6 protein-coding genes are annotated in these 6,144 nt (G+C 63.4%); 2 read left to right on the plus strand and 4 right to left on the minus strand.

The genetic code is table 11. The annotated features are described in order from the left end of the window. Both EN914_RS20430 and EN914_RS20435 read left to right on the plus strand, forming a co-directional pair. Positions 1-444 (plus strand): SDR family NAD(P)-dependent oxidoreductase (locus EN914_RS20430; protein WP_127389225.1); only part of this gene is annotated, 444 nt, incomplete at its 5' end. Beyond that, the gene (locus EN914_RS20435; RefSeq protein ID WP_024501506.1) at positions 444-1,166 is read left to right on the plus strand and encodes an SDR family oxidoreductase; all 723 of its coding nucleotides are present in this window, start codon (positions 444-446) and stop codon (positions 1,164-1,166) included. The genes EN914_RS20430 and EN914_RS20435, both read left to right, overlap by 1 nt. Positions 1,167-1,197: 31 nt before the next feature. On the opposite strand, the gene EN914_RS20440 is transcribed toward EN914_RS20435, so the two are convergent. From EN914_RS20440 to EN914_RS20455, 4 genes are all read right to left on the minus strand, one after another. After that, entirely contained in the window at positions 1,198-1,455 is a 258-nt protein-coding gene (locus tag EN914_RS20440; RefSeq protein ID WP_024501507.1) for a hypothetical protein, read from the minus strand. A 60-nt stretch (positions 1,456-1,515) separates the two neighbouring features. Then, a complete protein-coding gene (gene otsB / locus EN914_RS20445; RefSeq protein ID WP_032898633.1) occupies positions 1,516-2,241 on the minus strand; it encodes a trehalose-phosphatase in 726 nt (241 codons plus the stop codon). 53 nt (positions 2,242-2,294) lie between these two features. Beyond that, positions 2,295-4,076: a trehalose-6-phosphate synthase gene (locus EN914_RS20450; protein WP_013530900.1), complete on the minus strand. Its 1,782-nt coding sequence runs from the start codon at positions 4,074-4,076 to the stop codon at positions 2,295-2,297. Between the two features lie 142 nt (positions 4,077-4,218). Next, a partial coding sequence (locus tag EN914_RS20455) for an amylo-alpha-1,6-glucosidase (RefSeq protein WP_127389226.1) occupies positions 4,219-6,144 on the minus strand: 1,926 nt, incomplete at its 5' end.

Here is a 6,144-nt window from a genome sequence, read left to right on the forward strand (position 1 = left end):
GCGCCGGCGCGCATCGTCAATGTCGCCTCTGCGGGGCAGCAGGCGATCGACTTCAGCGATGTCATGCTGACCCGCTCCTATGACGGGGTGCGCGCTTATTGCCAGAGCAAGCTGGCGCAGATCCTGTTCACCGTCGATTTGGCCGAACAGTTGAAAGGCACCGGCGTCACCGTCAACGCATTGCATCCGGCGAGCTACATGAACACAACCATGGTCCGGCAGGCCGGGGTGACGCCGTGGAGCTCGGTCGAGACCGGCGCCGATGCCATCCTCAATCTCGCCACCTCACCCACGCTTAACGGGAAAAGCGGCCTCTATTTCGACGGCCTGCGGGAATCCCGCGCCGATGCTCAGGCCTACGACGCCAAGGCAAGGCAACAGCTGAGAAGCTTGAGCCTCGATCTCATCGGCCCGGCCTCCCCCACATCGAAGGAACAGCATTGATGACCAAGGCAATCCAACACACCGTCATCATCGGTGGCTCGTCCGGCATCGGGCTGGCGACGGCGCGCAAACTGCTTGGCCCGGACATGAAGGTAACCATCACCGGCCGCAACGAGGACAAGCTGAAGAGCGCTTGGAAGAGTCTTGGCGGCGCTGCCGGGAAGGCTGCATTCGACGCCTCGAAGCCGGATGAAGTCACCCGGTTCTTCGAGCGCCTTGGTCCATTCGACCATCTGGTGCTCGCGGCCAGCGGCGGCAAGGGCCTCGGCCCGTTCCCGGCGCTTGACCTGAGTGACATCGGCAGTGGCGTGGAGGAAAAGGTCCGCCCGCAGCTGTCCTGCCTGCAGGCCGCCTTGCCGACACTCAACAAGGCCGGATCGGTCACCTTCATCTCGGCGGTGTCGGCGCAGCTCGCAACGCCCGGCGTCGCCGGTATCGCCGCCATCAACGGCATGCTGTTGACCGTGGTGCCGATCCTGGCGATGGAGTTGAAACCGCTGCGCGTCAATGTCGTGGCGCCAGGCGTCATCGACACGCCCTGGTGGGACTTTCTGGCCGAGGAGCAGAGGCAGGCGCTGTTTGCCGACTATGCCGGCAGGACCCCGGTCGGCCGCATCGGTCGCGCCGAAGACGTTGCCGCGGCAATAGCTTTCCTCGTCTCCAACGGCTTCATGACCGGTCAGGTGCTGACCTGCGACGGCGGACTGCGATTTGCGGCGTAGCGTTCCTCGGGCGCCGACAGGCTTTTCACCCTCAATTGGCTCTTTTTGGACCGCCCCGCACGCTCTTTTCGCCGGGGCTGTCACCGCCCGGTCTCACCGCATCTGAAGCGGTCTTTTCCGGAACATAGGAATAATCAGGCGTATCAGCCCCATACATCTTGTTGTCGATCGCCTCTTGCCAGCTGAAATCCGCGTCGGACGGTGAAACGTCGGCAATGTCATGGCGGGAGGAGCGAGAGTGCAGCCAGTTCGGGGTGATCTCTCGGACCAATTGTGCAAAGCGTCCCATCGAAACCGTTCCTTTCCTTGCCCTTTCCAGGAGGCGCGATCGCGGTTGCGTCGGCTGGATCTAAAGTTGACCTCTCAGCCAGGCCAGCGTCTCGACAACGTCGGCAAGCCCGTACCGCGCTGCGGTGTGCGCTGGTGGTTTGACGCGGATCGATATGCCGCCGGCATCATTGACGGCCTCAAAACCGTTTTCATCCGACGTGTCGTCGCCCAGGAAGACCGGGCGACGGCCCGTGAATGGCGCAATTTCCATGAAACGCCGGATCGCGGCGCCCTTAGCGGCCTCGAGCGGCAGCAGTTCCACACCGGCATTGCCGGGAACCACCCGGTAGCCCTTTGGCAGCGTGGCCAGCGCCTGCTCGACAAGCTGCGTCGCGCGCGGAAGCAGATGCGGGGCGGCGCGCGTGTGGATGGCCAGCACCCGTCCTTTGCGCTCGATATAGGCGCCACGACCGAGCTCGGCCTCGATCTCGTCGGCAAGCGCAGAAATATCCGCCGGCTCATCCGCGACTTCGACGTCGTCGTTCGGTAGGAGCCGATGTTCCAGGCCATAGAGCCCGGCGGCGCGCAGCTTCAAAGGCTGAAACAGATGATCGACAGCCGCGACGGAACGGCCTGTTATGAAGGCCAATGCCCCGTTCAGCTTGCGATCCAGGCCTTGCAGCAAGGAGCGGAGCTCGTCGCTGACCGAGACCGCGTCCGGGTGTTCGGCATGTTCCAGCAGGGTGCCGTCGATATCGAGGAACAACGCCCATTCGCCGGTCAGCACAGTGTGCGGTTTCTCCATGACGGCCTGCGGCTTGTGCAGGGTCTCGCCAACAATATTTTGCAGCGCATCGCTCATGACATCGCCACCCGTCTGCGCTCAAAAATGGAGACGACATTGTCGACGCTGGGCGGCGGGTCGCTGACGGCACCGGTCACCCGATCGAGGTCCCCGCGCTTGCGCAAACGTGCCGCATCCAGAAGCATGCTGCCGGCCCAGCGATAGACATTGTTGTTGCGGATTGTCTCGCGCATGGGGCGCATGCGCTCGCGCTGTTCTTCGGGCGACATGGTCAGTGCCTGCAACAGCGCTCCGCTCATCATGGCGGCATCGTAAGGGTTGACGATAAGCGCCTCCAGCAATTCGCGCGAGGCGCCGGCGAATGTGCTGAGCATCAAAACGCCCTGCTCGTCGTCGCGCGCGGCGACGAATTCCTTTGCGACGAGGTTCATGCCGTCATGCAGGCTGGTGACCATGCATATGTCGGCGGCCCGATAGATCTCGTAGACCTGTTCTTGCGAGTGATGTTCGGCCACCATGATCACCGGCCTGTAGCCCTCGCTGCCATAACGCCGGTTGAGCTCTTCGGCATAACGGTGGCACTCGTCATGGAGCAGCTTGTAGGCAGGCAGCGTGCCGCGGCTGGGTGCCGCGATCTGCAGGAAGACCAGTTTTCCGATCCACTCAGGCTGTCGCTTGAACAATTCGTTCAAAGCGTGAAACCGATCGAGAATGCCCTTGGTATAATCGAGGCGCTCGACCCCGACGGCCAGCTTCACATCCGCTTTAAGGCCGAACCTCTCGCGCATGCGAGCGCGGCAATCGTCGACAGCGGGAAGTTTCGCCAGCAGGTCCGCCGGCCATTCTATCGAGATGGGATAGGCGTGCACCAATGTGGTCCGTCCGCCGTAGGAGATGGCCGCATCGGCCCGCTCGATGCGGCTTTCCAGGAAGCGATCGACGCTTTCGGTGAAATTGTTGGCATGGAACTGGGTGTGGAAGCCGATGATCGAGCTGCCGAGCAGGCCTTCGAGGATGCGTTCACGCCATGGGCAGATGCTGTACACTTCCGAATTTGGCCACGGGATGTGCCAGAAAGTGATGACGATCGCCTCCGGCAGGCGCTCGCGGATCATGCGCGGCAGCAGCGCGAAATGGTAATCCTGAACCAGCACGATCGGCCGCTCGTTGCGCGCCTCGGCAACCACGGTATCGGCAAACTTCCGGTTGACGGCTTCATAGGCAGCCCAGTCGGAGGCGCGAAAAATCGGCCGGGTGAAGGCGATATGGCAAAGCGGCCAAAGGCCCTCATTGGCGAAACCGAGATAATAGCCCTGATGCTCTTCCTCCGTCAGCCAGACCCGGCGCAGCGTGTAGGACGGGTTGCCAGGCGGCACCTGCACGCGATCGTGGTCGTCGACGGTAAGGCGGTCCGCCGTTCCGCCGCCATAGGCGATCCAGGTGCCCGCACAGGCGCGGGTAATGGGCTCGAGCGCCGACACCAGCCCGCTGGCCGGGACGAGCAACTCGACGCCGTCGTCCTTCACATTGTGGATGTACGGCTCGCGATTGGACACCACGATAACCTGCGCATCGGGCAGATCGTCGGCCAGGATCTTGCGCAATGTTTCTGGCGACCAGGTCACCAGCGCGGCATCGGCCGATTGGCCGTTCTTTTCGAACTCCCGTATCACCTTGCGCGCGGCCTCCGCCGCCACATCTTCGCCTGCCGTATGTGGGACGGCAGGAGGATGACGGCGACGGTGCCGCGATATGGAGAGGAATACGGCAAGAGCGGAAAAACCGAGGCTCGCGAAAATCAGAACCCAGAGCAGGTCCGCACCGTAGTTTGTCATTGAACGTCAACTCACCCCGGCCGTCGGCGACCGTTTGTTCGTGTTTCCCGTTTGAAACGGTCCGCCGGCCACGTGGTCGGCGTTCGGACCAGTGTTTTTGCAACGCACAAGGCCTGGATCGGTTCCGCCAATTTTGTTCGGATCATGTTCTTACTATGAGCGGCACCAGCCCTTCATGGCGGTCGGCCAGGAAAGCGACGACCCGGTCGCCGACGCGCTGGAAGGTGAGATCGACGACCCGGTCGCCGACGCCCAGGTGCCGCAGTGTCAGCGTGTCGATGCCGATCGGCAGCCTGGGGCGGCCGACGCGAATCTCACCCTCCCAGCCGTCGATCTCCAGGCCAAGACAGGCCTGCATCAACATGAAAGCGGAGCCCGCCGACCACGCTTGCGGCAGGCAGGCGACGGGATAGGCGATGGGTGCTTCGCCCGGCGCACGTGTAAAACCGCAGAACAGTTCGGGCAGCCGCATGTTGAAATGGACCGCGGATTCGAACGTGCCGCTCATCAGGCGAACCACGCTTTCGCGCTCGCCATAGCGCGCCAGCCCGGCACCGCAAAGGGCGGTATCGTGCGGCCAGATCGAGCCATTGTGGTACGACATCGGATTGAAGAACACGGCATCGTCGGCGAGCGTCCGCAGTCCCCAGCCCGAATGGAAGGAGGCGGAAAGCAGCTGGTCAGCCACCATCTGGGCCCGCGCAGGCTCAGGCAATCCGACAAAGAGCAGATGCCCCGCATTCGAGGTCCGCACCTTGCAGGGCTCGCCGGCACCGTCGATTGCCAGCGCATAGAAGCCGAGATCGTCAAGCCAGAAATCCCGTTCCACGGCAACCCGCATCGCTTCGGCGCGATCATCCCAGTGGTCGGCCCTGTCGTTCTCGCCCCGGCGACGGGCAAGTGCCGCCAGCCCCCGGAAGGCGGCAAAGACGTAGCCCTGCACTTCGACAAGGGCGATCGGGCCCTTGGGAATGCGGCCATCGGCATGGAAGACCGAATCGAAACTGTCCTTCCATCCCTGGTTGGCGAGGCCGGACTCGGCCGCTCGCTGGTAAGTCACGAATCCGGTCTCCCGGCCCGCCTCCTCCGTCCATTCGGCCGCGGCGCACAGCGACGGCCACAGGCCGTCGATGAACGCCATGTCACCGGTACGATCGGCGTAGGCACAGGCAAGATAGATGTAGAGCGGTGTCGTATCGACGCCACCGTAGTAGCGGCCAAAGGGAAGCTCCCGCAGCGCCACCATTTCGCCCTTGCGGGTCTCGTGCATGATCTTGCCCGGCTGCGAATCGCTGAACGGCGATGTCTCGGTCGCCTGATGCTGGGCCAGAAAGGCCAACACGCCCCGCGCCAATCCCGGATTGAGCCACAGCATCTGCAGTGCCGAGATGACACCGTCGCGGCCGAACGCCGTCGAGAACCAGGGGATGCCGGCATAGGGATAGGGGCCGGTCGCCAGCTCGGTGGTCAGCAGCGCGACATCGGCGCGGGCGCGCTCGACCCAGTCGTTGAAGACACGGCCCGAGCTGCGCACCGTCGCGCCATGGCGACGTTTGGCCCGCATGCCAAAGCGGGCGCGGGCGGCAGCGGCGCGGAACCGGTCGCGGTCGGGCTTGTCGGCTACCTCGGGACCGACCTCGACATAAAGCACCTTCCTGCTACGCTTGGTCACGGCGATCAGGAAATCGGCACGGTTGGCACTCAGTTGGTCCGGCGCCTGCGAGAACGATATCGCCGAGAGGCGGGCCAGGCCATCGAGCCCATCATAGCGCAGCAGGACCGACGTCGCGTTTGTTTCGGCGGCATGGGCCAGCCCGCGCTTCAGCCGTGTCGAGCCACGCACTTCAAACATGTCGCGGAAATCGGCGGAGTAGTGCAGGGAAACGCTGATCGTCGAGTGTTCCCGGCTGTAATTGGAAAGGGTGATGCGTTCAAACAGCCTGTCCTGCCAAAGCAGTCTGACGCGTTCGATGTGAATGGCTCCCTGCGGGATGTCGCGTCCACCGGCGCTCTGTATCGGCAGATTGGTCAAATTGGTGGTGAACAGCACATTGTCCTGGCTGAGCGA

This window comes from Mesorhizobium sp. M7A.F.Ca.CA.001.08.2.1 (genome assembly GCF_003998455.1).
GTDB lineage: Bacteria > Pseudomonadota > Alphaproteobacteria > Rhizobiales > Rhizobiaceae > Mesorhizobium > Mesorhizobium ciceri.

Coding starts and splice junctions, on each gene's coding strand:
- otsB (WP_032898633.1), bottom strand. CDS start 2,241: ATGGAGAAACCGCACACTGTGCTGACCGGCGAATGGGCGTTGTTCCTC.
- EN914_RS20440 (WP_024501507.1), bottom strand. CDS start 1,455: ATGGGACGCTTTGCACAATTGGTCCGAGAGATCACCCCGAACTGGCTG.
- EN914_RS20450 (WP_013530900.1), bottom strand. CDS start 4,076: ATGACAAACTACGGTGCGGACCTGCTCTGGGTTCTGATTTTCGCGAGC.
- EN914_RS20435 (WP_024501506.1), top strand. CDS start 444: ATGACCAAGGCAATCCAACACACCGTCATCATCGGTGGCTCGTCCGGC.